This is a genomic window from Streptomyces sp. MAI_2237 (genome assembly GCF_054189285.1).
Genome location: NZ_JAJPGQ010000003.1, coordinates 3,132,959 through 3,157,593, shown reverse-complemented (window position 1 = coordinate 3,157,593; position 24,635 = coordinate 3,132,959). Strand labels below are relative to the sequence as shown.

Sequence of the window (24,635 nt, the reverse complement as noted above, 5' to 3'; positions counted from 1 at the left end):
GCCGAAATAGCGGGTTGCCAGGGTGCAGAGGGTGCACAAATCTCTAACCCCCCTTACGTACGTACGCGTGGGGGGTAGGGCAGTTCCTGCACCCTGTGCACCCTCCTGCGCCCCGTGGCTTCACCGTGGGCGGCCCGTTCCTTCCGCTGTGTCTGTGACCCGGATTCCGGCGAAGCTGCGCGTGCCGCGCACGATTACCGGCCGGACTCCGGCGGCCTCCAGCCGGTCGTAGAACTCGGTCGCCTTGAGCGTTCCGTGGCCGTCGCGACTGGCCCAGTTCTTGTAAACGGCATAGAGCGCGGTGCGCGGGATGCGGGAGTCGGGATCGGGTGCGGTGCACTCCGATATCCACGTGCGCACCTGGTCCACTCTGCGGACGAACTCCTCCCGCGCCGCCTGTGCAGAGGGCGACAGTTCAAAGTCTCCTCGCGCCATGAGCCGTCGCAATGCCGGAACTGCCTTGGCTGCGACCCCGGCTAGTTCGGCTTTCGTCTGAAGTCGCTGGTCAAGCGTGCGGTCCTCGCGGCCCTCGAAATTGTGCGGGAAGTGCTGGATCACCCAGCGAGAGAGATAGCCGACGGTGGTGTCTGCTGACCCGGGGATCTTGTTGGCGCTGAACACCGGGACCGCCCACGGCGTGAACTCGAAACCGTCACGGCCCTTGTGTTCGGCCCTGATCGAGTCCAAGCCCGTGATGTTCTTGAAGACCCCCGTGGTCTCCAGGTAGGTGCCATCGATATCGCCTGCGATGTTTGCGATCTTTCCGAACAGGGACGCGGTGGCGAATCGGTTGCTGACCAAATCGGTCAGTGATGCAGAGCTGATGTTCTGCTTTCCGAGCAGCGCCTCCACCACACGCAGGAAAGTGCCCTTACCGTTACGCCCGGTGCCGGTCAGCATGACGGCTTTGTGGAGCGGGTTACCCGAGTACATCAGGTAGCCGATCAGCTCCCACATCATGTCGATGGCGTCGGCAGGCAGAACCTGCCCTAGAAACGCATCGAACTCGGGACAGCCGGCCGTAGGGTCCCAGTCCACGGAGAGTTGCACCGTGGACAACACGTCGGGGGTGTGCGGCGCAAGGGTGTCGGTCTGCCAGTAGTACAAACCGTTACGGAAATTGATGACCTCCGGAACCGGCTCGCACTCGATGTCCGGGATGCGACTCCGAACAATGTCTTCGGCATTGACCGCGTAACTGCGCCGGTAGTCCTCGCCTAGCAGGAGCGCCGCGCGATGACGCGCCACGTCCTTTGATGGGACCCAGACTCCATCGCGGTACGTCCACATGAGGCTGTCTATCCCAGCCGCGAGCGGCCCAATACCAAGTACGTCCGTGGCAAGAGTCGCCGCGAGGAAAGTCCGGGCCCCCTCGATGCGGGTGAAATACCGCTCCCTGTTCCCGTCAGGGGTGCGCCTCTCTTGCCATTCCCTGGGGTCCTTGCCCGCGTCCTTCAACCCCTGCTCGATTCCGTCGTATCCCTTCTCCTGGCCGTCCTCCCACATGTCGACGGCGGCGCGCAGCAGCGCGCGCAACTCCTGTACGGACACCTGATCCGGGGCGTACTGCGCCAGCTCGTACGCGATGTCATTGACTGGCTGCGTGGCCGGTCCGCCGACCGGCATGGCGCGGATCTCGGCGCACTTGCTCTCGATGTAGCGGCGCAGCCCCTCAGGGGGCGCCTGCGGCCCGTTCGGAGGCTGCGTGGCCGTCCGGTCCACCGTGGGCGCGCTGGGCCGCCTGGAGAACACGAGAGGCTTTCGCGTCAGCTTGTCCGCGACCCATGCGGGGAGTTCAGCCGGTGCCACCCTGGCCGTGACCCGGTACTGGCCCCGTACGCCTTTCTCCTCGACGACGGACGGCGCCGCAACGACGTACCCGCCATCGCCCCGGGTGTCGACGTCCCGTCCGAGACCCGCCTTGTCGGTGCCGGTGGAGTTCTTCAGGCGCGGCTCCGGCATCTGGAAGTAGTGCTGCCAGCCACCGGACCACGTCTTCACGGTGTACGTCTGCGGGAGTTCACCCATCACCTCGGTGATCGACTCCAGCGTCTCGGCGCCCTTCTTCCCGTTCTTGGTGTCCACGTCGATGACGAACAGATTCGAGATGCCGGTAGCGATGCCGATATTGGCGTTCGGCGTCTCGGTCCACCATGCGGTGATGATGGCCGGATCGGTGGTGGCGTCCTTGAATCCGTTGGGCGTGACGGGCGTCTTCCCTAGAGGGCGCAGCGGTAAGACAGACCAGCCCATCCGTTGGGCGTAGGTGAGGGCTGCGGCGAGGAGAGGATTACGGGACTCACCCGATGGCAGATACGCCATACTGGCAATACCTCTTGTTTCTGAGATCGGCCCGACCAAACTCTCCGGTCGGGCCGATTGCTTTTCTGGGCAGGCCCGGTCTTCAGACCCCGCGCAATGGCGGGGCTCCTCTCCTCCGTCGGGGCCTAGCTCCTACGTGTCATGCTGGGTTCTGCCTTTCATCGGGCGTCCGCTGAGATCCGCCCCCGGGACCTGAAACCGGGGGCGGTTTCTCATGTGGTTTACGCAGCCGTAGGCGGCGCGAGCAACGCACGCAGCCGCTCTAGCTGTTCTGGGTTCAGAGCAGGTGCGGCATCGACAATGCGCCGCACGTACAGGTCGAGGCTGGGCGGGCTGGATACCTCGATATGCGCCCGCACCTCTGCCTCAGAAACCCGAGTGAGTCCGGACGTGACCCGGTACGCGGTGAGTTCGCCGCGCTCGATCATGCGATAGACCGTGGTGCGACCCACCTGAAGAATCTCCGCTGCGCGATTGGGTCCGATCAGATCGGACGGCGCAGGGACGCTGTGCATCGTGTGGCCTCTTTCGGAGAGCAGGCGTCCGCACATGACACCGGGTCAGTGTCAGTGCGGCCAGACTCTCCTTTCTGGCGTCCCAAATGTACCGGGGCATCTCTCGATAAAGCCAATCCGAGAGATGCCCCGTCAGGTGGGACCCATATTCGGTTACATAGGCGATTGCCTATTCGCCTGCGGTTCTTGACCAATTGATACGGTCCGTCACCGCGTCAGATGGACTGTCGTCCACACGGCGCACACGCGGCCGCCCGATGACCTCCGGCGACAACAGGAGCGCAGCAATGGCACGTTGCGCCGTGACCTCTGTGGCCGCCCAACGCTCTGCCGCACCGGGACCGGTCTTGAACATCGAGACCAACGGATTCGGTGTCGTCAAGGAGCGCTCCTTGCCCTCCAACTCCCGGATCTCCGCCTCCAGCGCCTCGACCGACCGCGCGCGTTCTCGCGACTCGGCCAGGGAGCGGGCAGGCTCAGCGTTCTCGAACTCCTCCAGCAGGGCACGCGCCCGTGACAGTTGGGCCCGAACGCGGGACAACTCGGGGTCATCGCCAGGACGGGACAGCCCGTCGGCAATGTCCGGCCGCGACAGATAGGCCAGCACCACGCCAGGGTGCTGGGCGTCCCCGATGAGAAAGGCGTCCGTCTTCGCCCTGTCGATTCTCAGACAGCCATACCGGCGGCAGACATAGGCCGCGTGACCATGGTGGCCGCCCGCGTTCTTGGCACGCTCCCCGGTCGAAATGGTCATGGCCTCGCCGCACACATCGCATCGGAGTGTGCCGGTCAGAATGTGCCGGACCGCGTTGGTCGTGTGGGATTTGCGGCTCGGGTCGGCCAACAGCCGTTGCACGGCCTCAAAGGTCTCCACCTCGATCAGCGGGGGCCAGTTGCCGGGGCGCTCGCTGGCGCCGTGCACACGCATTCCGATGTACGCCTTACGGGTCAGCATGTGCCGAAGGTTCTGCGCGCGGAACGGGACTCCGTTCTGCCGCGACACAATGCCGCGCCGCTCCCAGTCAAGGGCAACGGACCGAATGGACTCCGGTGCCTTCTCAGGGCCTCCGAGCACGCGCCGGAACAGCTCCTGCACCAACGGGGCCCTCGACCGGGTCCGGGTACTGCCTCACTGGCCGTGGACGGCCGTCGATCAGCTCATAGTCACGGGCATAGCCGAACGGCGTCTTCCCGTGCGGCCTGCCCTCGTCCAGTGCGGAGTTCACGCCTCGCAGCGTACGAGCGGAGAGGAGGCGTGCCTCCTTTTCGGCGTCATTGATGCCGGAGATCAGAGAGTGCCGGTCGCCGTAGTTGGACGGGTTGAAGGTGCGGTCAAGACTCGTGACGTGGATCAGGTATCCGCCCCGCTCCACCGCGTCCACGAGCGCTACGCCTTTGCCGGTCTCACGGGCGAGTCGGGAGACCTCCCACAGCACCAGGACTGTTCCCGGCTCTCCGAATTCGCTGGAGTCCAGGTCGGCCATGAGCCGGTCAAAGTCATCCCGGGTTTTGCGGGCGTACTTACTGGCCGACCCTGTGTCGGCGTACGCCTCACCCCATGTCCAGGGGCCGTGTTCCTGCTCTGCCCGGATGTTGTCTTTGTGCTGGTCCTCCGTGGAGACGGAGCGCCCGCCCCGCCCCTTACTGGATCTCAGGTACTCCCTGGCAACCGTGGTCATGTCCCCTCCTGGTGACGTGCTCTGAGGGGCACCATACGTAGAACTTTGTCCGTCGACATCGAGGCCGACGGCCCCATCCCGGGGCCGTACTCGATGCTGAGTCTCGGTGCCGCGGTCGCCGGGACGCAGGATGCCGACGGCTTCACCGCCGCCGACCCCGAGGAGCGGACCTTCTACCGCGAACTGCGGCCGATCAGCGAGGAGTTCGTGCCGGAGGCGCTCGCCGTCAGCGGACTCGACCGGGAGCGGCTGAGGACCGAGGGGGCCGAACCGGCCGTCGCCCTAGCCGAGTTCGGCGACTGGGTGCGCGAGGTCTGTGCCGGGGCGCAGCCCGTGATGTGCGGCTACCCGGCCCCGTACGACTGGACGTTCCTGTACTGGTACCTGATCCGGTTCACCGGCGCGAGCCCCTTCGGGCACTCGGGCTGCCTGGACATGAAGACGCTGTACGCGACGGCTGCCGCTGCGGGCGGTCGCCAAGGGGACGATGCCCCGGCATCTGCTCTCGCGCCGGCGGCACACGCACCACGCCCTGGACGACGCGATCGAGCAGGCCGAGCTGCTGGCCAACCTCATGAACTGGCCGGGTCCGGCCGGGTCGGCACCGGCAGCTGGTTGAAGGCGTAGTACAGGGCGAGCAGGCCGTGCGCGGCCAGGGTGAGCGGCGCCGAGACGAAGGCGAGACCCACCGTGACCGGGTAGCCGAGGGAGCCGAGGGCGAAGCGGGCCCGGGTGGCGCGGGCCGCCTCGACGTCGACGCGTTCGTCGAAGAGATGGCCGGTGCGGGTCAGATGCCACCACAGGGCCTGGAAGGCGAGCGCCATCGCCACCATGACGAGGCTGTAGACGGCCGCGGCGACGTGCGAGGGCGCGTCCTCGCGCAGGTACCGCGCGAGCATCGCGGTCGGCCAGGGCACGGCGGCCACCACCATCAGCACGAGCAGGTTCAGGAACATCAGCCTGCGGTCGACGCGGGCGACGTAGCTGAACAGCTGATGGTGGTTGATCCACATGATGCCGATCACGAGGAAGCTCACCACGTAGGCGGCGTACGACGGCCACTGCGCGCCGAGGGCGTGCCACAGGTCGCCGCTCTCACCGACCTCCGGGACCTTGATCTCCAGGATGAGCAGGGTGATGGCGATGGCGAAGACGCCGTCGCTGAAGGCCTCGACGCGGCCGGACTCATTCATGGGGGACAGCGTGCACCATCGCGGGCGCCTCCATCGGGTGTGTCACCTCCTGTGCGTCACGGCCCTTGCCGAGGTGGTTGAAGACCAGGTTCAGTGCCACCGCGGCCACACAGCCCGTCGAGATGCCCGAGTCCAGCACGATCCGCGCCGTCTCGGGGAAGGCGTGGTAGAACTCCGGCGCGGTGATCGGGATGATGCCGACGGCGAGCGAGACGGCGACGATCAGGACGTTGTTGTCCTTGTCCAGCCCCGCCTTGACCAGGGTCTGGATGCCGCTGGCGGCGACCGACCCGAAGAGGACCACGCCCGCGCCGCCGAGCACCGGGCGCGGTACGACGGCGATGAGGGAGGCTGCTATCGGGCACAGCCCCATCAGGACCAGGAAGCCTCCGCCGGCGGCGACGACGTAGCGGCTGCGGATGCGGGTCATGGCGACCAGGCCGATGTTCTGGGCGAAGGCGCTGCACATGAAGCCGTTGAACAGGGGGCTGAGGGCCGAGCCGAGGGTGTCGGCGCGCAGGCCGGCGGCGATCGTCCGCTCGTCGGCGGGGCGTTCGACGATCTCACCGAGCGCCAGCATGTCGGCGGTCGACTCGGTCATCGACACCACCATCACCACGCACAGGGACAGGATCGCGGCGAGGTGGAACTGCGGTGCGCCGAAGTGGAACGGCGTCGGGAAGCCGACGACGTCCGCGTGGGCCACCGGGCCGAAGTCCGTGACGCCGAAGGGGATCGCGACCAGGGTGCCCGCGACCATGCCCAGCAGGACGGCGATCTGCTTGACGAAGCCGCGGGTGAAGCGGCGCAGCAGCAGTACGAGCAGGAGGGTCACGGCGGCCAGGGTCAGGTACTTGGCCGAACCGTAGTCCTCGGCACCGGGGTTGGGGCCCTGTGCCCAGCCGAAGGCGACCGGCAGCAGGGACACGCCTATCAGCGTGATGACGGTGCCGGTGACGACGGGCGGGAAGAAGCGGACCGCCTTGCAGAAGATGGGGGCGGCCAGGAATCCGAGGAGGCCGGCGACGATCACCGCGCCGTAGATGACGGGCAGGGCGTCGGTCTTGTCCTTGGTGGAGGCGACGACCGCCGTCATGGGGGCCACCCCGGCGAAGGTGACACCGTTGACGAAGGGCAGCCGGGCGCCGATCTTCCACACGCCCAGGGTCTGCAGGAAGGTGGCGAGGCCGGCGGTAAACAGGCAGGCGCCGGTGAGGAAGGTGAGGTCGGTGGCGGAGAGGCCGATGGCCGCGCCGACGATCAGGGGCGGGGCGACGACTCCCGCGTACATGGCGGCCACGTGCTGCAGACCGGTGGTCGCCATCTTCAGGGCGGGGAGTTTCTCGTCGACGGGGTGGGTCCCCTCGACAGGGCAGGTGGCGGACACGGGCGGCTCCTCCGGGCGGGTGACACGTCGGCTCTGACGTGGGTTTCAAGGAGGTGGTGCACGGTCATGGGGGGACCTCCCGCTCGAGCGAAGCCGAGAGTGGGGGAGGGACCGAGGCCCTGATGGGCCGTGGGACGGTGACCGTTCCGGGGCGCACGCGTCCACGTGCGCCCCGGAGACGGCCGCCGTGGGACCCGCTGGGTCCACGGCCACCGGTCGAGGGCCGTCCCCCTCGACCGGAGATCTTCGGCCGGCTCAGCCCTGCTCTACGGCCGGCTCAGCCCTGCGCGGCGATCCGCGCCAGGCGCTGGGCCTGCTCGCGAGTGGAGCGGGCGATCGCGTCCTCGTCGACGTGCAGCAGGCGGCCCTCCTCCACGATCTGCCGGCCGCCCACGAAGGAGGCGGTCACCGGGGCCGCCGCGCCGAAGACCAGCGCGGTGACCGGGTCGGCGATGGAGGCGTGGGCGAGGGTGTCCATCCGCCACAGCACCAGGTCGGCCAGCTTGCCGGGTTCCAGCGAGCCGGTCTCCGTCGCCCGGCCCAGTACCTGTGCGCCGCCGTAGGTGCCGAGGCGAAGGGCCTGGCGGGCGTTGAGTGCGGCCTCGCGGTGGGCGCCGAGGCGGTTGATGAGCAGGGCGTTGCGCAGTTCGGTGTGCAGTTCGCCGGACTCGTTGGAAGCCGTGCCGTCGACGCCGAGGCCGACCGGGACGCCGGCCGCCAGCATGTCCGGGACGCGGGCGATGCCGGCCGCGAGGCGGGCGTTGGAGGAGGGGCAGTGGGCGACGCCGGTCCTGGTGCGGGCGAAGGCGGCGATGTCGGAGTCGTTCATGTGGACGCAGTGCGCCATCCACACGTCCTCGCCGAGCCAGCCGGTGGACTCGAAGTAGTCGGTAGGACCCATGCCGAACAGCTCGTGGCAGAACTTCTCCTCCTCGACCGTCTCCGAGCCGTGGGTGTGCAGCCGCACCCCGAGCCGCCGGGCCAACTCGGCCCCTTCACGCAGGAGTTCGGTGGACACGGAGAAGGGCGAGCAAGGGGCCACGGCCACCTGGGTCATCGCGTCGAAGGAGGAGTCGTGGTGCTCCTCGACGGTGGCCTCGGTGGCGGCGAGGGCGCCTTCGAGGGTCTCGACGGCGAAGTCCGGGGGCAGGCCTCCGTCCTTCTCGCTGCGGTCCATGGAGCCGCGGGCCAGGGTGAAGCGGACGCCGGTCTCGCGGGCGGCGCGGATGATGGCGCCGGACAGGTCGCCGGAGCCCTTGGGGAAGACGTAGTGGTGGTCCATGGCGGTGGTGACGCCGCCGCGGGCCATCATCGCGAGCGAGCCCTGGGCCGCCGAGTAGCACATCTCCTCGTCGATGCGCGCCCACGTCGGATAGAGGGCGACGAGCCAGTCGAAGAGGTTGTGGTCGGTGGCCAGGCCCCGGGTGATCCACTGGTAGAAGTGGTGGTGGGTGTTGACCAGTCCGGGGGTGACCAGGTGCCCGGTGGCGTCGATACGGCGTACGACGTTCTCCAGGCCCTCGGGGGCCCTGCCCGCGCCGAGCGTCTCGACGCGGTTGCCGGCGATGACGACGTGACCGTTCGCGTACTCGGTGTCGTGCGCGTCGACGGTCGCGATCGCACAGTTCTCGATGACGATGCGCCGGTCTGCTGCCATGGTTCGTCCTTTGCGCTTCGGTGGAGAGGGCACGGCAGGACCCCGGGAGATTTGAGTGCCGCGGCCGGTTCGAGGACCTCACCGGCCGCGGGTGCCGCATGGTGCAGTTCTTACAGGTTCGTCAGGTCCACGGGGATCTTCGGCTCGCAGCCGTCCCGCAGGACGGTCGCCTCGATCAGCCCGTACGGGCGGTCGGCGGCGAAGTAGACCTCGTTGTCGTTCTTCAGCCCGAAGGGCTCCAGGTCGACGAGGAAGTGGTGCTTGTTCGGCAGCGAGAAGCGGACCTCGTCGATCTCGCCGCGGTTGTTGATGATCCGCGAGCCCATCTGGTACAGCGTCTGCTGCAGCGACAGGGAGTAGGTCTCGGCGAAGGCCTGGAGCATGTGCTTCCGGGTCTGCTCGTAGGACTTCTCCCAGTGGGGCATCTTCTGTTCGTCGTCGGTCCAGTTGAACCGCCAGCGCGCCGAGACCGAGGTGGCCAGGATGCGGTCGTAGGCCTCCTGGAGCGTCGTGTACTTGTCCTTGACGTAGCCCCAGAACTCGGAGTTGGTCGAGTTCATCACCGTCAGGTCCTTCAGCCCGGATATGACCTCCCACGACGAGCCGTCGTAGGTGATCTGCGTGACCCGCGTCTCCTGGCCCTTCCTGACGAAGGAGTGCTTGACCTCGTCGGCGCCGATGAACTGCGAGTTGGCGTCGGAGGCCTCGATCCGCTCCCAGGCGTACTCCTCGATGCGGATGCGGGCGCGGTGGATGGGCGCCTGCGAGGTCACGAAGTGCCGGGCGAGGTGGATGCCGAACTGCTCGGCGGACTCGATGCCGTGCTCCTTGGCGAACGCGAACACCGTGTTCTTGGTGGTGTCGGTCGGCAGGACGTTGGCGTTGGAACCGGAGTAGTGGACCTCCTCCATGTCGCCGCTCAGGGCGACGGAGACGTTGAGGTCCTTGATGTGGTGGGTGGCGCCCTCCCGCGTGATCTTCACGACTCGGTTCTCGGCCTTGCCGTACTGGTTCTGTCCCAGCATCACAGGGCGGGCAGGGCGGGAATTGACGGTCATTTAGCTAGCTCCCTCGGTAAACGGAGTAGCCGAACGGGTTGAGCAGCAGCGGTACGTGGTAGTGCTCGCCCGGCACGACGGCGAACGTGATCGCCACCTCCGGGAAGAACACGCCGGGTCCGCTGTCCCGATTCGCGGGGGCGTCCTGCTGCGCATCGGCTTGCTTCTTCTCGAAGTACGGCTCCACGGCGAAGTCGAGTCGTACGTGGGTGGTCCCCTCCGGCAGCGCCGGCAGGTCCTTGCACCGGCCGTCCGCGTCGGTCGCCGAGCCGCCGAGGTCCCGCCATTCCGCCTCGCGCCCGCCGCGGGCACTGAGCCGGACGGCGACCGCCTCGGCGGGGCGGCCGGCGCTGGTGTCCAGGATGTGGGTGGACACGGAAGCGGTGGTGCTGGTGCTCATGGGTCAGGCGTCCTCTTCGACGAGTCGTGCCAGTCGGATGCGGTTGATCTTGCCGAGTTCGGTACGGACGATCTCCCGTTCCCGCTCGGGCGGGTTGCCGAGCCGCTCCTCGACCGCGTCGCGCATCTGCTCGGCGGTGCGGCCGGTGGCGCAGATCAGGAAGACGTGGCCGAACTTCTCCTGGTAGGCCAGGTTCAGTTCGAGCATCCGCGCCCGGAGTTCCTCGGGGGCGCCGGCCATGCCGCGCTGTTCCCGGGCGGAGGTCGGATCGCCCGGCCGGGGACGGCCGATGGGCGGGTGGCCGGCCATGGCCTCCTCCAGGTCGGCCGCGGTCAGCTCGGCCATGGCGGCGTCGCCGGCGGCATACAGCTCCTCGGTGGTGGCGTAGGGGCGGGCGGCCAGCACCCGCTTCGCCCAGGCGGTGGAGGCACACACCTCGTGGAGGGCGGCGTGGGCCGCCGGCTCCTGAAGCGCGTTGAACCGGGCCAGGCCCGGGGGCGTGGAAGTCGACGTCACGGGAGCCTCCGTGGCCGCGAAGGGCCTTCGTGCTGAACGGGCTGCGGAACAGCTAACGCCTTGCGGCGACAAGCCGTCAACACTTTGTTGAAAATTCGCGGTGACAAACCCGTGACGCGGTTCCGGGGCCGAGCCGGGCGGCGGTGCCCGCCGGGCCCGGCTCGACTCAGCTCTCCTTGTCGCGGTTCAGGTAGTTGTAGACCGTGAACCGGCTGACGCCGAGCGCGCTCGCCACGGTCTCCACGCCGTGCCGCACGGAGAAGGCGCCGCGCGCCTCCAGTATCCGTACGACCTCCTGCTTGGCCTTGCGGTCCAGGTCGGCCAGCGGCTTGCCCTGCTTGCGCTCCATGGCGGCCAGGATGTGGTCGAGGGAGTCGGCGAGCTGGGGCAGGCGTACGGCGACCGCGTCGGCGCCCTCCCAGGCGAGGACGACGTCGTCGGGGCCGGCCTCGTCCGGCGGCAGCATCTCCCCGCCCATGGCGTCGACCAGCGGCTTCACTGCCGTGATGAACGGCTCGTCCCCGGTGCCGGTCACTCCCCGCCCTCCCCGACCACGTTGAGCTGGAGGGTGACACGGGTGGCGCCGGCCTCGAGGGTCTTGCGCAGCAGGGCGTCCACGGCCGTCAGTACCGCGTCGGCGCCGCCTTCCGCCGTGTTCCCGAAGGGGCCGACGTCCACCGCGTCCAGCTCGGCGGCCTCGACGACCTGGCGGGCGACGACCGCGTGCGCCGGGGCCTCGTCGAGGTCGAAGGGCTCGGTCGTGAACTCCACTCTCAATCGCACGCGCTCAACCTAACGCGCCGCACGGCCTTTGGGGCAGCCCTCTCGGTCACGGCCGCCCCTTGCGCAGAAAGGCCCGCAGCCTGCGCTCCGGCCAGGTGTTGATCACGTCGTCGGCGGTGAGCCAGCCGCGCTGGGCGGTGCCGATGCCGTAGCGCATGTTGTCCAGGTGCGGCACGGCGTGGGCGTCGCTGTTCACGGCGAACCGCACGCCGTACCGCCTGGCCCGCAGGATGTCCTCGTCGCGCAGGTCGAGACGGTCCGGGTGGGCGTTGATCTCCAGGGCCGTGCCGGTGCGGGCGCAGGCGGCGAAGACCGCGTCGAGGTCGGCGTCGATGCCGGGCCGCCTGCCGATCAGCCGGGTGGTGGGGTGACCGATGACGTTGACGTACGGGTTCTCGCAGGCACGCACGAGCCGCCGGGTCAGGGCGTCGGGGTCCTGGTGGAAGTGCGAGTGGACGGAGGCCACGCACAGGTCGAAGCCGGCCAGGAACTCGGCGGGCCAGTCCACCTCCCCCTCCGGCCCGATGTCGAGCTCCGCGCCGTGCAGCAGCCGCAGCCCGCCGCGCCGCCCCGCGGTCGCGAGGGTGCCGTCGAGTGCGCGGACCCGCTCGCGCTGGGCCAGCATCCGCTCGTCGGTCATGCGCTGCATGGCCATGTCGGGGCCGTGGTCGGTGATCGCGTAGTAGGAGTAGCCGCGCGCGGCGGCCGCCTCGGCCATCTCCTGGAGCGGGGCGAGTCCGTCGGTGAGGTCGGTGTGGCTGTGCAGGTCGCCGCGGAGGTCGGCCTCGGTGACCAGGTCGGGCAGCTCGCCGCGCAGCCCGGCCTCGATCTCGCCGCGGTCCTCGCGCAGGGTCGGCGGGATCCACGGCAGTCCGAGCCGGGCGTACACCCCCTCCTCGGTCTCGGAGACGATCCTCTCGCCGGTCTCGACGTCGAAGAGCCCGTACTCGGAGAGCTTGAGCCTGTGGTGCACGGCCCGCTCGCGGGTGCGGATGTTGTGGGCCTTGGAGCCGGTGAAGTACTGCAGGGCGGCGCCCCAGGAGTCCGGCGGCACGACGCGCAGGTCGACGTCGAGCCCCCTGTCGGTGCGCACGGACGTCTTCTTCTCGCCCGTGCCGATGACCTCGGTGACGTACGGCAGCGCGGAGAACGCGCGCATGATCGGCGCGGGGGTCGTGGAGGCGGCCAGGACGTCGATGTCGCCGATGGTCTCCCGGTACCGGCGCAGCGATCCGGCATGGGCGCAGCGCAGGCAGCCGTCCACCGCGGACAACGCGGCCACGATGTCGTCGGCGAGGCCCAGGGCGACGTCGAGCCGGACGCGCCCGCCGGCGGAGCGCAGGAGCTCGATGCCGTGCAGGATGTTCTCCTCGGTCTTCGGCCCGAAGCCCTTGAGGTCGCGCAGCCGCTCCCGGTGGATGGCGTCGGCCAGTTCGTCGACCGAGGAGATCCCCAGCTCCTGGTACACCGCCATGGCCTTCTTCGGGCCGAGCGTGGGGATGGCGGTCAGCCGGCGCACCCCGGCGGGGATCTTCGCCCGCAGTTCCTCGACGGCCGTGACGTTGCCGTGGTCGACGTACTCCCGCACCTTCAGGGCGATGGACTTGCCGACGTTCGGGATCTGCTGAAGGCCCTTGAGGTCGAGGGTGGCGACGTCGGCGTGGTGGCCGCCGACGGCCCGCGCGGCCTTCTCGTAGACGCGTGCCCTGAACGCGTCTCCGCCGGTGATCGAGATGAGGTCGGCGTACTCCTGGAGCAGCGCGGCGACCTCGTCGTTGGACCGGGCCACATCCCCAGAGTACTTGACAGCCCTCCCCCGCCACAGGCAATCTTCCGTTAAACAGAAACTAACTTCCGCAATACGGAATCACTCGACACGGAAGGGAGCGCCGACCCGCATGGGATTCGCAGAGCAGCGCTTCAACGTCAACCTGTCGATCCTCTTCACGGAACTCCCGCTCCTGGAGCGCCCCGCGGCCGCCGCCGCGGCCGGCTTCACCGCGGTCGAGCTGTGGTGGCCCTGGGTCGACTCCCCCACCCCCGAGCAGTCCGAGCTCGACGCCCTGAAAGGGGCGATCGAGGACGCGGGCGTCCGGCTCACGGGCCTGAACTTCTACGCCGGGCAGCTGCCGGGGCCCGACCGCGGCGCCCTGTCGGTCCCGGGCGAGGAGTCCGAGCGGTTCCGCGCCAACATCGACGTGGCCGCCTCCTTCGCCGCCTCCCTGGGCTGCCGGGCACTGAACGCCCTGTACGGCAACCGCGTCGACGGCGTCGACCCGGCCGAGCAGGACGCGCTGGCCCTTCAGAACCTGGTGCTCGCGGCCCGCGCGGCCGACCGGATCGGCGCGATCCTGCTGATCGAGGCCCTCAACAAGCCGGAATCGCCGCTGTATCCGCTGGTGAGCGCCCCGGCCGCGATCGACGTCGTCGACAAGGTCAACGCGGCGACCGGGCTCGGCAACGCGAAGTTCCTCATGGACCTCTACCACCTGTCCATGAACGGCGAGGACCTGCCGGCGGTGATCGAGCGGTACGCCGCGCGGACCGGCCATGTGCAGATCGCCGACAACCCGGGCCGCGGCGCCCCGGGCACGGGCTCACTGCCCCTCGAAGACCTCCTCGACCGACTGAAGAAGGCGGGCTACGACGGCTGGATCGGCCTCGAGTACAAGCCGGGCGACCGCCCGAGCGCCGAGGCCTTCGACTGGCTGCCCCGCTGACCCCCGCACCGAAAGGCAGTTCCTCATGAGCGACACGCTTCCCAAGATCTCCTGGATAGGCCTCGGCATCATGGGCTCCCCCATGTCCGAGAACCTGATCAAGGCGGGTTACGACGTCACCGGCTTCACGCTGGAGCAGGACAAGCTGGACCGGCTGGCCGCGGCCGGCGGCACCGCCGCCGGCTCGATCGCCGAGGCCGTCCGCGACGCCGACGTGATCATCACGATGGTCCCCGCGTCGCCGCAGGTCGAGGCCATCGCCTACGGCCCCGACGGCATCCTGGACAACGCCCGCTCCGGCGCGCTACTGATCGACATGTCGTCCATCACCCCGCAGACCTCCGTGGACCTGGCGAAGGCCGCCGCGGACAAGGGCGTCCGCGTCCTGGACGCCCCCGTGTCGGGTGGCGAGGCCGGTGCCGTGGAGGCGGTGCTGTCCATCATGGTCGGCGGCGAGCAGGCCGACTTCGACCACGCGAGGCCGATCTTCGAGGCGCTGGGCAAGACCATCGTGCTGTGCGGTCCGCACGGCTCGGGCCAGACCGTGAAGGCCGCCAACCAGCTCATCGTCGCCGTGAACATCCAGGCGTGCGCCGAGGCCGTCGTCTTCCTGGAGAAGTCCGGCGTGGACCTCGAGGCCGCGCTGGACGTCCTCAACGGGGGCCTGGCGGGCTCGACCGTGCTGACGCGCAAGAAGGACAACCTCCTTCACCGTGACTTCAAGCCCGGTTTCCGCATCGACCTGCACCACAAGGACATGGGCATCGTCACCGACGCCGCCCGCAACGTCGGCGCCGCCCTGCCCGTCGGCGCCGTGGTCGCCCAGCTCGTCGCCAGCCTGCGCGCGCAGGGCGACGGCGGGCTGGACCACTCGGCGCTGCTGCGGGCCGTCGAGCGGCTCTCCGGCGCCCGGGTCTGACCGGGCGGGCCACCGAAGCTTCCGGGCGGCGCCACCGCCGACATCTGTCCTGTCGCGCCCAGGCGGGGGCGCCGCCCGGAAACCACTTCAACAAACTGTTGACGCTCCAGCCGTCCACTCCTAGGCTCCACGAAGCGGAAATGAACTTCCGCTGCCACCCGCATGGAAGGTCCAGATGTCGAAGCGCGTGCTCACCACCGAGTCCGGCGCCCCGGTCGCCGACAACCAGAACTCCGCCTCCGCAGGCATCGGCGGCCCGCTCCTCCTCCAGGACCAGCACCTGCTGGAGAAGCTGGCGCGCTTCAACCGCGAGCGCATCCCGGAGCGGGTGGTGCACGCCCGCGGCTCGGGCGCGTACGGCTACTTCGAGGTGACCGACGACGTCACCGGGTTCACCCACGCCGACTTCCTGAGCGCGGTGGGCCGGCGCACCGAGGTCTTCCTGCGCTTCTCGACCGTGGCCGACTCCCTCGGCGGCGCGGACGCGGTCCGCGACCCGCGCGGCTTCGCCGTGAAGTTCTACACCGAGGACGGCAATTACGATCTCGTCGGCAACAACACCCCGGTGTTCTTCATCAAGGACCCGATCAAGTTCCCCGACTTCATCCACTCGCAGAAGCGCGACCCCTTCACGGGCCGTCAGGAGCCGGACAACGTCTGGGACTTCTGGGCTCACTCCCCCGAGGCCACGCACCAGGTGACCTGGCTGATGGGAGACCGCGGCATCCCGGCGTCGTACCGCCACATGAACGGCTACGGCTCGCACACCTACCAGTGGACGAACGCCGAGGGCGAGGTCTTCTTCGTCAAGTACCACTTCAAGACCAACCAGGGCATCCGCTGCCTGAGCAGTGAGCAGGCCGCCGAACTCGCGGGCAGGGACGCGAACTCCCACCAGACGGACCTGCTCCAGGCCATCGAGCGGGGCGTCAACCCGTCCTGGACGCTGTACGTGCAGCTGATGACGGCGGCGGAGGCGGCGGACTACCGCTTCAACCCCTTCGACCTGACCAAGGTGTGGCCGCACGCCGACCACCCGCTGCGGCGCGTGGGCCGGCTGGTCCTCGACCGCAATCCGGACAACGTCTTCGCCGAGGTCGAGCAGGCCGCGTTCTCCCCGAACAACTTCGTGCCGGGCATCGGGCCCTCGCCCGACAAGATGCTCCAGGGCCGCCTGTTCGCCTACGCGGACGCCCACCGCTACCGCCTGGGCGTCAACCACACCCAGCTGGCCGTGAACGCCCCGCGGGCGACCACGGCGGACAACTACGGCCGCGACGGCCTGATGGCGTCCAACTCCCAGGGCCGGTACGCCAAGAACTACGAGCCGAACTCCTACGGCGGCCCCGTCGAGACCGGCCGCCCGCTGTCCGCCCCGCTCGCGGTGACCGGCTGGACCGGCACCCACGAGGCCGCGCGGCACACCAAGGACGACGACTTCTCCCAGGCGGGCGAGCTGTACCGCCTGATGTCCGAGGACGAGAGGTCCCGGCTGGTCGCGAACATCGCCGGCGGCCTGTCCAAGGTCTCCCGTGACGACGTGATCGAGAAGAACCTGGCCCACTTCCACGCCGCCGACCCCGAGTACGGCAGGCGCGTGGAGGAGGCGGTCCACGCCCTGCGCGAGGACTGAGCCACAGACGGCCCGCGGCGGCCGGACGGCCCGGATGAGGGGTGGCCGGACGGACGTCCGCGGGCAGGCCGGAGACCGCGGCGGCGTGCGAGCCAGTGCGGTGGTGAAGGTCCTGGCCCTCCTCCTTCGACCTGAGGGGAGGAGCGCCCGGTGCCGTCGCAGCCGCCGCGGTCCCTGCCATCCCTCCCGTACGACCACGGACCCCGTCCGGCGGCGCGAATGTCCTGTCGCGCCCAGCCTCGCGCCGCCGGACGGCACCACCCCAGAAGAGCGCCGGATGCGGACACCCCCGCATCCGGCGCTCTTCCGCGTCCACGGGGTGCGCGTCCGGCCGGCGCGCAGGAGCCTGAAGGCATGGCACATCAGAGGGAACATCCACATGTGGTGGTGCATCCGCCGGCCCTCGACGGGTCCCGGCGGGTCACCGAGGGCGACGAGACGCTGGGCATCGCCACGCACGCGGACGACGTGGGCGAGATCCTGCGGCTGGCCGACCTGTACGTCACGGACGTCGAGGGCAGCGATCTCATCGAGTGGCAGGGCGGCGGACCGGACGACTGGCCCGGGCTCTCGGAGCACCACGAGGGGGCTTGAGGCGCGCTGCGCGCGTACGCACCGGACGTAGGACGTCTACGCAAACCTCAAATTCAGCTCTGAACACGGTTCAAGGGGCTTCAACTGCCCCCGCCCTTGGGCACATTCTCGTCACACGGGGCCCGCCGGCACGGGGGCGGCGGGCACCGGTACGGGGGAAAACGGGGGACGGCACGGGGGAATCGGGGGACGGTTCGCAAGAACCGGGCACGCGGAAGGGCGGTCCAGCCAGTCGGCTGGACCGCCCTTCGGCCGTCGGGCCCCGCGACCCGCGCGACTCAGACCTTCAGCGTTCGGATCGAGGTCGGAGCGTGTCCCGGCTCGGTCGCGAGCTCCTCGAACTCCACGACGTTGCCGATGTCGTTGGTCGTCGACATGGAGATGTTGGTGACGCGCTCCAGGATCGCCTCGACGACGACCGGGACCCGGTACTCCTGCGCCAGCTTCTTCGCCTGCTCGAAGGCCGCGCCCAGCTCGGCCGGGTCGGTGACGCGGATCGCCTTGCAGCCCAGGCCCTCGGCGACCTTGACGTGGTCGACGCCGTAGACGCCGAGCTCGGGCGAGTTGACGTTCTCGAACTCCAGCTTCACCTGGAAGTCGATGTCGAACGCCCGCTGCGCCTGACGGATCAGGCCCAGATACGCGTTGTTGACCAGGACGTGGACGTAGGGGATCTTGTGCTGCGCGCCGACGGCCAGCTCCTCGATCATGAACTGGAAGTCGTAGTCGCCGGAGAGCGCGACGACCTGCGCCTCCGGGTCGGCCTTGGCGACGCCCAGCGCCGCCGGGATCGTCCAGCCGAGGGGACCCGCCTGGCCGCAGTTGATCCAGTGGCGGGGCCGGTAGACGTGCAGCATCTGGGCGCCGGCGATCTGCGAGAGGCCGATCGTGGAGACGTACCGGGTCTCCGGCCCGAAGGCCTTGTTCATCTCCTCGTAGACGCGCTGCGGCTTGATCGGGATGTCGTCGAAGTGCGTACGGCGCTGGAGCGTCGCCTTCTTCTCCTGGGCCGAGGCGGCCCACGCCGAGCGGTCGGGGAGCCTGCCCTCCGCCTTCAACTCCCGTGCCACCTCGACGAACAGCTTCAGCGCGGCCTTGGCGTCGGAGGCGATGCCGTAGTCGGGGGCGAAGATCCTGCCGATCTGGGTGGGCTCGACGTCGACGTGGACGAAGGTCCGGCCGGCCGTGTAGACGTCCAGCTTGCCGGTGTGGCGGTTGGCCCAGCGGTTGCCGATGCCGAGGACGAAGTCGGACTCCAGGAAGGTCGCGTTGCCGTAGCGGTGCGAGGTCTGCAGGCCCACCATGCCGGCGTTCAGCTCGTGGTCGTCGGGCAGCACGCCCCAGCCCATCAGGGTCGGGACGACCGGAACACCCGTCAACTCGGCGAACTCGACCAGCAGTTCACAGGCGTCCGCGTTGATGACACCGCCACCGGCGACGATCAGGGGACGCTCGGAGGCGTTCAGCAGCCCGATCGCCTTCTCGATCTGGGCGCGGGAGGCGAGCGGCCGGTAGACCGGGAGCGGCTGGTACGTCTCCGGGTCGAACTCGATCTCCGTCAGCTGGACGTCGATGGGCAGGTCGATCAGGACCGGGCCGGGGCGGCCGGAGCGCATCAGGTGGAAGGCCTGCTGGAAGACGCCGGGGACCTGCGCCGCCTCCAGGACGGTCACCGCCATCTTGGTGACCGGCTTGGCGATGGAGGCGATGTCGACGGCCTGGAAGTCCTCCTTGTGGATCACGGCGGTCGGCGCCTGACCGGTGATGCACAGGATCGGGACGGAGTCGCCGATCGCCGAGTACAGACCGGTGATCATGTCGGTGCCGGCGGGGCCCGAAGTGCCGATGCAGACACCGATGTTGCCGGGGCGGGTCCTGGTGTACCCCTCGGCCATGTGCGAGGCGCCCTCGACGTGGCGGGCGAGGGTGTGGTGGATGCCGCCGGAGGCCTTGAGCGCAGCATAGAAGGGGTTGATCGCCGCACCGGGCACCCCGAACGCGTCGGTGACGCCCTCGCGCCTGAGGATCTCAACTGCCGCGCGGGCAGCGGTCATACGTGCCATCGAGTACTCCTGCCTCGGCTGTCGGAATGAGCACTCCCGTCGCGCCCCGCGGTGAGCACTTCCGCATAGTGGAAATGAACTTCTACTATCTGGAAGCAATGTAAGTGGGTGAGGGAAGGCAGTCAAGGGACGGACAGGCGGGGGTGCGCGGGAGGACGATGTGGGGCATGACCGAGAGACTCTCGGTGTGCTGCCCGGCCTGCCGACGCGAGCACCTCTACACGGCGCCGTCGTTCCCCTGCGCGTGCGGGGCGACGGTCACTCCGGAGCTGGACCGGCACGGGACGGCGACGGCCGTGACCCACGCCGTGAGCGCGGAGGACTGGATGAGCCTGCGGTGCGCGGTCTGCGGCCGCCGGGACGAGTGGCCGTACCCGGAAGTGGGCTGCGCCTGCGGGACCGTGCTGCGGGTGCCGGTGACCGGCGGGAGCGCCGCGGAGGAGGGCGACGGCACGAGGGCGGCCGGCCCGGCGGAGCGGCGGCCGGCCTTGCCGCCCGTCACGATCCGCACCGCGCGGGACGCGGTGCTGGCGGCCGCGCTGTATCTGCGCCGGCTCGGCTACCGGGACCTCCGCCGAGCCGACCAACGGCCGCCGTCGGGTGTCGGCCTCGCCGCGCGCGGGCTGCTGGCCCAGGTCGACCCGGCGGTGCGCCCGGCCTCGCTGCGGGACGTGGAGTGCCTGTGGCTGACGGCCATGACGGAGTCGGCGGGCTGTGTCTACTTCTCCCTCGCCGGGTACGCGGGCGACGCCCGCGCCCGCGCCGACGACCTGGGTGTCCCTCTCTTCGTCCTCGACGTCACCGGGACCGCGCAGCCGGTCAACAGCCTGGCGGACGAACTGGACGCCGGACCGTGAAGAACCGCGGCCGGTGGGGAACTGCGGGCCGGTGGGGGTCGGTCGCGCAGTTCCCCGCGCCCCTTTCGGGGCGCTTCAGTCCCCGGCGTATGTCTCCCTGAGCTCGACTTTGCGGACCTTGCCCGAGACCGTCATGGGGAAGGACTCGAGGATCCGGAGCCGGCTGGGGATCTTGTAGTGCGCCAGCCTCCCCTCGCAGAAGGCGCGCAGGTCCTCCAGGGTGAGCGGGTCGGCCGCGTCCTTCGGGATGACGCAGGCCAGGACCTCCTCGCCGTACTTCTCGTGCGGGACGCCGACGACCTGGACGTCCTGGATCCCGGGGTGGCCGTAGAGGAACTCCTCGATCTCACGCGGGTAGATGTTCTCCCCGCCCCGGATGATCATGTCCTTGATACGGCCGACGATCTCGACGTACCCGTCCTCGCGCATCACCGCCAGGTCGCCGGTGTGCATCCAGCGGCCGGGGTCGACGGCCTCGGCGGTCTTCTCGGGCTCGTTCCAGTAGCCGAGCATCACGCTGTAGCCGCGGGTGCACAGCTCGCCCGCGCTGCCCCGGGGCCGGGTGATCCCGGTGGCCGGGTCGACGACCTTCACCTCCAGGTGCGGCAGGACGCGGCCGACGGTGCCCGTGCGGTGTTCCAGGTCGTCCTCGCGCCGGGTCTGGGTGGAGACGGGCGAGGTCTCCGTCATGCCGTAGCAGATCGACACCTCCGCCATGTTCATCTCGGTGACCACCCGCTTCATCACCTCCACCGGGCAGGGCGAGCCCGCCATGATCCCGGTGCGCAGCGAGGAGAGGTCGTAGGAGGCGAAGTCGGGCAGGTTCAACTCCGCGATGAACATGGTCGGTACGCCGTACAGCGAGGTGCAGTGCTCGCGCTGGACTGCCTCCAGCGTGGCCTTCGGGTCGAAGGACGGGGCCGGGATGACCATGCAGGCGCCGTGCGAGGTGGCGGCGAGGTTGCCCATGACCATGCCGAAGCAGTGGTAGAAGGGCACCGGGATGCACACCCGGTCCTGCTCGCTGTAGGAGATCATCTCCCCCACGAAGTAACCGTTGTTGAGGATGTTGTGGTGGGAGAGGGTGGCCCCCTTGGGGAAGCCCGTCGTGCCCGAGGTGTACTGGATGTTGATCGGCTCGTCGCAGGACAGCTCCGGATACGGCACCGGTGCCTGGGGCGCACGGGCGAGCAGCGCCTCCCAGCCCGGGTCGCCGATGAACACGGCCTCCCGCAACTCCGGGCAGCGGCCGCGCACTTCGCCGACCATCGCCCGGTAGTCGCTGCTCTTGTGGCTGAGGGAGGCGAAGAGCAGCGAGATGCCGGCCTGCTTGAGGACGTACTCCACCTCGTGGGTGCGGTAGGCCGGGTTGATGTTCACCATGATCGCGCCGATGCGGGCGGTGGCGTACTGCACCAGTACCCACTCGGGGCAGTTGACCGCCCAGATCCCGACCCGGTCGCCCTTGGCGACCCCGCTCGCGAGCAGCGCCTGCGCCAGCCGGTCGACGTCCGCGGCGAACTGCGCGTAGGTCCAGCGCCGCCCGGAGGGCACGTCGACGAGGGCCTCGCGGTCCGGCCAGGCGGCGACGGCCCGGTCCAGGTTGGCGCCGATGGTGTCGCCGAGCAGCGTGGTGGTGCTCGTGCCGTGGCTGTACGACGGTTGCGTCACCGGAAGTCCTCCTCGCGGTACTCGGCCGACGAGCCTGCGGCGGTGGCTTCGCGCAGCTCGATGCGGCGGATCTTGCCGGAGACGGTCTTGGGCAGCGGCGCGAACTCCAGGCGGCGGATGCGCTTGTACGGCGCCAGGACCTCGCGGGAGTGCTCGAAGAGCACCTTGGCGGTGTCGGGCCCGGGCTGCCAGCCCTCGGCGAGCACGACGTACGCCTTGGGCACGGCGAGGCGCACCTCGTCCGGGGCGGGCACGACGGCCGCCTCGGCGACCGCCTCGTGCTCCAGCAGGGCGCTCTCCAGCTCGAAGGGGCTGATCTTGTAGTCGGAGGCCTTGAAGACGTCGTCGGCGCGACCGACGTACGTGATGTAGCCGTCCTCGTCGCGGGAGCCGATGTCGCCGGTGCGGTAGTAGCCGCCGGCCATCGCCTCCGCCGTACGGTCCGGGTCGCCGTGGTAGCCGGTCATCAGGCCGACGGGCCGGGCCGACAGGTCGAGGCAGATCTCGCCCTCGGTGGCGCCGGGGGCGCCGGAGACCGGGTCGAGCAGTTCGACCTTGTAGCCGGGGCTCGGCCGGCCCATGGAGCCGGTCTTGAGCCGCTGCCCGGGGCTGTTGGAGACCTGCACGGCCGTCTCGGTCTGCCCGAAGCCGTCCCGGATGGTGACGCCCCAGGAGCGGCGGACCTGCTCGATGACCTCGGGGTTCAGGGGCTCGCCCGCCGCCACCGCCTCGCGCGGCCTGTTCCGCAGCTGGGTGAGGTCGGCCTGGATGAGCATGCGCCACACGGTCGGCGGGGCGCAGAAGGTGGTCACGCCCGCGCGGTCCATCTCGGCCATCAGCCGGGCCGCGTCGAAGCGCGTGTAGTTGTGGATGAAGACGGTCGCCTCGGCGTTCCAGGGCGCGAAGAGGTTGGACCAGGCGTGCTTGGCCCAGCCGGGCGAGGAGATGTTCAGGTGCACGTCGCCCGGCTTGAGGCCGATCCAGTACATGGTCGCCAGGTGGCCGATCGGGTACGAGGTGTGGGTGTGCTCGACCAGCTTGGGGCGGGCGGTGGTGCCGGAGGTGAAGTACAGCATCAGCGGGTCGTCGGCGAGGGTGGGCCCGTCGGGGAGGAACTCGGCGGGGGCCGCGTACGCGTCCTCGTAGGGCTCCCAGCCCTCCTCGGGCAGGCCGCCGACGGAGATGCGGGTGTAGGTGCCGGGCACGTCGCCGAACTTGGCGGTGTCCTCGGCCCGGACGATCACGTGCTTCACGCGGCCCCGGTCGACGCGGTCGCGCAGGTCGGCGGGGCCGAGCAGCGGGGTCGCCGGGATGACGACGGCCCGCAGCTTCATCGCCGCCAGGGCGGTCTCCCACAGCTCGGTCTGGTTGCCGAGCATGACCAGAATGCGGTCCTCGGGCTGGACACCCCGGTCGCGCAGCCAGTTCGCGACGCGGTCGGAGCGGGCGGACATCTCCGCGAAGGAGACACGCACCTCGCTGCCGTCCTCCTCGACGATGTGCAGCGCGGTCCGGTCGTTGCCCTCGGCGATGACGTCGAACCAGTCGAGCGCCCAGTTGAAGCGCTCGGGCCGGGGCCAGCCGAAACCCTCGTACGCCTTGGCGTAGTCCTCGCGGTGTTCCAGCAGAAAGTCCCGCGCGCTACGAAAGGCCTCCGTCGCGGTCGTCATCTCGCTCCTCCTCGATACCGGACCATTGCCGGGCGGCTCTCTGCCATCGTGTAATCCGTGATGCAGGTCTCACCACCCCCGAACGGGGGTGCGTCGTGGGACCGGGGCCCCCGGGACAGGGACCCCAGGCTGCAGGAAAGGGCGAGCAGGTGACAGCAGACGCGGCCGGGGCGGTCGAGATACGCAACGCGCTGGTACGACTGCGGCGCGCGACCGGACTGCCGGTCGCCTTCGGGGGCCTGGTGGAGCCGGGCCGTCGGCGGGTGCGCATCAGCGAACTGAGCGGCAACAGCACGGCCGCGCTCAGCGGGCTCCCGGTGACCTCGGGCAACGGCCTCGGCGGCCGGGCGGTCGCGCTCGCGCGGCCGTGCGCGGTGACCGACTACTCCTCGGCGAAGCAGATCAGCCACGAGTACGACATCCCGGTCGCCACCGAGGGGCTGCGCTCGATCCTGGCGGTGCCGGTGGTGGTACGTCGCCGGGTGCGCGGTGTGCTCTACGGCGCCCTGCGCACCGCCGAGCCGCTCGGCGACCGCACGCTGGGCGCGGCGATGGAGGCGGCGCGGGACGTGGAGCAGGCGCTGGTCGTGCGCGACGAGGTCAGGGGGCTGCTCGCGGCGGCCGCCGGCAGTGAACCGGTGCGGGAGCGGGCGCCGGGCGCCGTGTGGGAGCAGGTGCGGGAGGCGCACGCGGTCCTGCGGGCGCTGGCGCCGCGGATCGCGGACCCTGTGCTGCGGGCCGACCTCCTCGACGCCTGCAGGCTGCTGACCCCGGAGCCCGCCCGGAGCGAGGTGCGCCTGGCACCGCGCGAGCTGGACGTGCTGACCTGTCTGGCGGCCGGGGCGACGAACGCCGGCGCGTCGGAGCGGCTGGGGCTGAGGCCGGAGACGGTCAAGAGCTATCTGCGGTCGGCGATGCGCAAACTGGGCGCGCACACGCGGGGTGAGGCGGTCGCCGCGGCGCGCCGGGCGGGGCTGTTGCCGTAGGGTCCGTCCGGC

Annotated in this window: 23 protein-coding genes; 7 read left to right on the top strand and 16 right to left on the bottom strand. The window is 69.7% G+C overall.

What is annotated here, in order from left to right; translation table 11 throughout:
• Window positions 1-120 precede the first annotated feature (120 nt).
• From LN251_RS24890 to LN251_RS24875, 4 genes are all read right to left on the bottom strand, one after another.
• Window positions 121-2,322 (bottom strand): phage/plasmid primase, P4 family, encoded by a 2,202-nt coding sequence (locus LN251_RS24890; RefSeq protein ID WP_458246326.1) that lies wholly within the window; start codon window positions 2,320-2,322, stop codon window positions 121-123.
• 221 nt (window positions 2,323-2,543) lie between these two features.
• A complete protein-coding gene (locus LN251_RS24885) occupies window positions 2,544-2,837 on the bottom strand; it encodes a helix-turn-helix domain-containing protein (RefSeq protein WP_458246325.1) in 294 nt (97 codons plus the stop codon).
• A gap of 169 nt (window positions 2,838-3,006) precedes the next feature.
• Window positions 3,007-3,912 carry a recombinase family protein gene (locus tag LN251_RS24880; protein ID WP_458246790.1) on the bottom strand — a complete coding sequence of 302 codons (906 nt, stop codon included), beginning with the start codon at window positions 3,910-3,912 and terminating at the stop codon, window positions 3,007-3,009.
• Window positions 3,896-4,516 carry a recombinase family protein gene (locus tag LN251_RS24875; RefSeq protein ID WP_458246324.1) on the bottom strand — a complete coding sequence of 207 codons (621 nt, stop codon included), beginning with the start codon at window positions 4,514-4,516 and terminating at the stop codon, window positions 3,896-3,898. The genes LN251_RS24880 and LN251_RS24875 overlap by 17 nt, the downstream gene beginning before the upstream one ends.
• 45 nt (window positions 4,517-4,561) lie before the next feature.
• Here LN251_RS24875 and LN251_RS24870 point away from each other — a divergent pair, with 45 nt between their 5' ends.
• Window positions 4,562-5,143, top strand: coding sequence for an exonuclease (locus LN251_RS24870; RefSeq protein WP_458246323.1), 582 nt, complete (start codon window positions 4,562-4,564; stop codon window positions 5,141-5,143).
• Here the strand turns inward: LN251_RS24870 and LN251_RS24865 are convergent.
• The 9 genes from LN251_RS24865 to polX all read right to left on the bottom strand — a co-directional run bounded on the left by LN251_RS24865 (window position 5,089) and on the right by polX (window position 13,299).
• Window positions 5,089-5,709, bottom strand: a complete 621-nt coding sequence (locus LN251_RS24865) for a TMEM175 family protein (RefSeq protein ID WP_458246322.1) — start codon at window positions 5,707-5,709, stop codon at window positions 5,089-5,091. The genes LN251_RS24870 and LN251_RS24865 overlap by 55 nt on opposite strands.
• Entirely contained in the window at window positions 5,702-7,096 is a 1,395-nt protein-coding gene (locus LN251_RS24860; protein ID WP_458246321.1) for a nucleobase:cation symporter-2 family protein, read from the bottom strand. Before LN251_RS24860 ends, LN251_RS24865 begins: the two co-directional genes overlap by 8 nt.
• 277 nt (window positions 7,097-7,373) lie before the next feature.
• Complete coding sequence (locus LN251_RS24855; RefSeq protein WP_458246320.1) at window positions 7,374-8,753, bottom strand: 8-oxoguanine deaminase; 1,380 nt, start codon at window positions 8,751-8,753, stop codon at window positions 7,374-7,376.
• A gap of 110 nt (window positions 8,754-8,863) precedes the next feature.
• A complete protein-coding gene (gene pucL / locus LN251_RS24850; RefSeq protein ID WP_458246319.1) occupies window positions 8,864-9,811 on the bottom strand; it encodes a factor-independent urate hydroxylase in 948 nt (315 codons plus the stop codon).
• Window positions 9,812-9,815: 4 nt separating this feature from the next.
• Complete coding sequence (gene uraH, locus LN251_RS24845; RefSeq protein ID WP_058922258.1) at window positions 9,816-10,211, bottom strand: hydroxyisourate hydrolase; 396 nt, start codon at window positions 10,209-10,211, stop codon at window positions 9,816-9,818.
• A 3-nt stretch (window positions 10,212-10,214) separates the two neighbouring features.
• On the bottom strand, window positions 10,215-10,727 hold the full coding sequence (uraD, locus tag LN251_RS24840) for a 2-oxo-4-hydroxy-4-carboxy-5-ureidoimidazoline decarboxylase (protein ID WP_458246318.1): 513 nt from the start codon (window positions 10,725-10,727) through the stop codon (window positions 10,215-10,217).
• 166 nt (window positions 10,728-10,893) lie between these two features.
• Window positions 10,894-11,262: a helix-turn-helix domain-containing protein gene (locus LN251_RS24835; protein ID WP_458246317.1), complete on the bottom strand. Its 369-nt coding sequence runs from the start codon at window positions 11,260-11,262 to the stop codon at window positions 10,894-10,896.
• On the bottom strand, window positions 11,259-11,510 hold the full coding sequence (locus tag LN251_RS24830; RefSeq protein WP_458246316.1) for a hypothetical protein: 252 nt from the start codon (window positions 11,508-11,510) through the stop codon (window positions 11,259-11,261). The genes LN251_RS24835 and LN251_RS24830 overlap by 4 nt, the downstream gene beginning before the upstream one ends.
• A gap of 46 nt (window positions 11,511-11,556) precedes the next feature.
• Window positions 11,557-13,299 (bottom strand): DNA polymerase/3'-5' exonuclease PolX, encoded by a 1,743-nt coding sequence (gene polX / locus LN251_RS24825; protein WP_458246315.1) that lies wholly within the window; start codon window positions 13,297-13,299, stop codon window positions 11,557-11,559.
• 109 nt (window positions 13,300-13,408) lie between these two features.
• On the opposite strand from polX, the gene LN251_RS24820 reads away from it, so the two are divergent.
• From LN251_RS24820 to LN251_RS24805, 4 genes are all read left to right on the top strand, one after another.
• The gene (locus LN251_RS24820; protein ID WP_458246314.1) at window positions 13,409-14,230 is read left to right on the top strand and encodes a TIM barrel protein; all 822 of its coding nucleotides are present in this window, start codon (window positions 13,409-13,411) and stop codon (window positions 14,228-14,230) included.
• Window positions 14,231-14,255: 25 nt separating this feature from the next.
• Window positions 14,256-15,149, top strand: coding sequence for a 2-hydroxy-3-oxopropionate reductase (locus LN251_RS24815; RefSeq protein WP_458246313.1), 894 nt, complete (start codon window positions 14,256-14,258; stop codon window positions 15,147-15,149).
• Between the two features lie 175 nt (window positions 15,150-15,324).
• A complete protein-coding gene (locus LN251_RS24810; RefSeq protein ID WP_458246312.1) occupies window positions 15,325-16,782 on the top strand; it encodes a catalase in 1,458 nt (485 codons plus the stop codon).
• Between the two features lie 354 nt (window positions 16,783-17,136).
• Window positions 17,137-17,376, top strand: coding sequence for a hypothetical protein (locus tag LN251_RS24805; protein WP_404161864.1), 240 nt, complete (start codon window positions 17,137-17,139; stop codon window positions 17,374-17,376).
• A 278-nt stretch (window positions 17,377-17,654) separates the two neighbouring features.
• Here the strand turns inward: LN251_RS24805 and gcl are convergent, their stop codons facing one another.
• The gene (gcl, locus tag LN251_RS24800; protein ID WP_458246311.1) at window positions 17,655-19,439 is read right to left on the bottom strand and encodes a glyoxylate carboligase; all 1,785 of its coding nucleotides are present in this window, start codon (window positions 19,437-19,439) and stop codon (window positions 17,655-17,657) included.
• A gap of 167 nt (window positions 19,440-19,606) precedes the next feature.
• Between gcl and LN251_RS24795 the strand changes: the two genes are divergently transcribed.
• Window positions 19,607-20,296 carry a hypothetical protein gene (locus LN251_RS24795; RefSeq protein WP_458246310.1) on the top strand — a complete coding sequence of 230 codons (690 nt, stop codon included), beginning with the start codon at window positions 19,607-19,609 and terminating at the stop codon, window positions 20,294-20,296.
• 75 nt (window positions 20,297-20,371) lie between these two features.
• On the opposite strand, the gene LN251_RS24790 is transcribed toward LN251_RS24795, so the two are convergent.
• Window positions 20,372-21,967 carry an AMP-binding protein gene (locus LN251_RS24790; protein ID WP_458246309.1) on the bottom strand — a complete coding sequence of 532 codons (1,596 nt, stop codon included), beginning with the start codon at window positions 21,965-21,967 and terminating at the stop codon, window positions 20,372-20,374.
• Complete coding sequence (locus tag LN251_RS24785; protein WP_458246308.1) at window positions 21,964-23,637, bottom strand: AMP-binding protein; 1,674 nt, start codon at window positions 23,635-23,637, stop codon at window positions 21,964-21,966. Before LN251_RS24785 ends, LN251_RS24790 begins: the two co-directional genes overlap by 4 nt.
• Window positions 23,638-23,786: 149 nt before the next feature.
• Between LN251_RS24785 and LN251_RS24780 the strand changes: the two genes are divergently transcribed.
• Entirely contained in the window at window positions 23,787-24,623 is an 837-nt protein-coding gene (locus LN251_RS24780) for a response regulator transcription factor (protein WP_458246307.1), read from the top strand.
• Window positions 24,624-24,635: the final 12 nt, after the last annotated feature.